At 64.8% G+C, this 2233-nt stretch carries 2 protein-coding genes; both read right to left on the reverse strand.

What is annotated here, in order from left to right; translation table 11 throughout:
• Window positions 1-531: hypothetical protein (locus tag MUO23_03895; GenBank protein MCJ7512094.1), on the reverse strand; the 531-nt coding region annotated here is incomplete at its 3' end.
• Between the two features lie 2 nt (window positions 532-533).
• Entirely contained in the window at window positions 534-1322 is a 789-nt protein-coding gene (locus MUO23_03900) for a DeoR/GlpR family DNA-binding transcription regulator (GenBank protein MCJ7512095.1), read from the reverse strand.
• Window positions 1323-2233 lie beyond the last annotated feature (911 nt).

Raw genomic sequence — 2233 nt, forward strand, 5'->3', positions numbered from 1 at the left:
GATCGGATCGAAAAACGCCACCGGGTCGGCGACGTGAATCATCACCGGCAGACGCAGCTCCCCGGCGGTCTGCCAGATCGGATCGAGGCGCGGGTCATCGACGCTCACCAAGTGCCCGTCACTATCCTTCACACTCAAGCCAAGGCCCTTCCAGATCTTGAGGCCTTCCGCGCCGCGCTGTCGCTGCAGGCGCAGGCTGTGCGCCGCCCAATCCGGAAAGGCAGGACCCTGCACCTGCCACTGGGTCCAATCCACACCCCCGAAGACACAGAATCGCTCGGGTGCCGCGGCCTTGAAGCGGTCCAAATGCTGATGGAGCAGCAACTCGCCCCAGCCACCGTCCAGATCGATGAAGCGGCGCACCCCGGCTTGATCCAAGATGTGCAGCAGGTCGCCCACTGGCCGCTTATCCCAGCCTCCACCGAGCGGATCCGCCAGGTGGTTGTGGGCATCGATCACCGGGAAGCGCGGTCGAGTCACATCCGTGACTCGGGTGACGAGCTGCGAAACGGGGCGGAAATCCTTCAGCAACACTACTTCTCTCGGCCAATGACCACTTTCACGCCGGAGGCCGTCAGCGCCTCACGGAAGTCGGAAGGGGTTCGCTTATCGGTGACCAGGACATGCATCGCTGAGATCGAGGCGACAAAGGCGGCCGCCACGGCGCCGCACTTGGTGTGGTCGGCCAGGATGATGACCTGTCCACCAACGCGCAAGATGGCGCGATCCGTCAACGTCTCTGGCAGGTAGTCATTCGTCAAGCCGTGTTCCAGACTCACCGCCCGAATGCCCATGATGACCCTGTCGGCTCGCACCTCGGCCAAGGCCTGTTCAGTGATGTGCCCGATGAGCGAGTATTCCGAGTCGCGCAGCGAGCCCCCCAGTCCGATGAGCGTGATCCCTGGCAGGCCGGCGAGCAGGTTGAGCACGGGGAGCGAGTTGGTGATGACCGTCAGGCTCGGTCGGTCACGCAGAGCGCGGGCGGCTTCCAGAACCGTCGTGCCGCTCCCCAGGAAGACCGTCTCGCCGTCCTGCACCAACGTGGCGGCGGCTCGCCCGATCCACCTCTTCTCCCGTGCCTGCTCCTGGCTGCGCACCAACATCGGCGACTCAGGCGAAGCTTTGCGGATCGACAGAGCTCCGCCGTGGACGCGCTGGATCAGCCCCTGGCTGGCCAGTGCCTCCAGATCGCGGCGAGCCGTCGCCTCGCTGACGGCAAAGGCCTCGCAGATCTCGGGGACCAAGATTCGTTGCTGGTCCCCCAGGCGGCGGAGGATGGCCTCCTGGCGCTCAACTCCGGTCAGGCCGAGGTCACGTTCCACGCAAATTCCACCTTATTCGTGCATAATGCGCCGTAATCGATCACTCCGTGATGACTATATGAGCACGTTCGGTCACATGTCAAGAGGCAACGGCGGCAAGGAGACGAGCGGCCGGGCGGCCAGGCACATGGCCCGATCCGGCCGTCCAGGACCGGTGCGAGGAAGGTGGGGGATCTCCTCCCTTTGTTGGCGGACGGGGAGCTGGAAGGTGGCGTTCTTGAAGGCGTCTCCGCTGGTCGACGCTCCTTCAAGGCCGACATGGCGGCGCTCAGCCTGTGCCCGATCTCTCTCAACGCAGCCGGGTTCAAGGCTGACGGAGCAGCTCACCCTTGGACGACGTTCCGGGCGCTTCCGCTCACAAAGGGGGAGTAGCTGACTGACTCTGCCGTGCAGCTGGACCCACGCCGCGCGAGGCACAGCGTTGGTACGTGCGGCCGTGGTGGATCGACTGGCAGCCGTATGCCGCAGGTCGTTGAACCGGATGTCCGGCAAACCGGCCAGCCTGGGAAACGCCCTGCAACCGCCTCGCAGGTCCGTAGTTCGGTAGGCCGAGGCCGCGACCTCTGATTCACCCACCAGCGGTGGTGCCCAGCCAGCCGAGTTGCCCTAGAATGAAGGGGCCAACCCGAGCCCGCCGACCAGAATGGCGGGTAGCTTTCTGACCGCAACGCTCTCGGGTTGGGGTCGCCCGGTAGTTGGCGACTCTTGGCCCGGGGTCTTCGATGCAGACTGCCTGTTGGCAGCCAGAGCACCAAGGGAGCAACCGCCCCATGGACCCTTTCGCCTACCTGTCAGTTCTCGTCTCGATTGTGCTCGGATTGGGGATCACGCAGCTCCTGATGGGATTCTCGCGGTGGCTGGAGCAGCGGAAGGCATTTAGCGCATTCGGGCCTGCAATTGCCTGGGCCGCC

The sequence above is a fragment of the Anaerolineales bacterium genome (assembly GCA_022866145.1).
Lineage (GTDB): Bacteria > Chloroflexota > Anaerolineae > Anaerolineales > E44-bin32 > PFL42.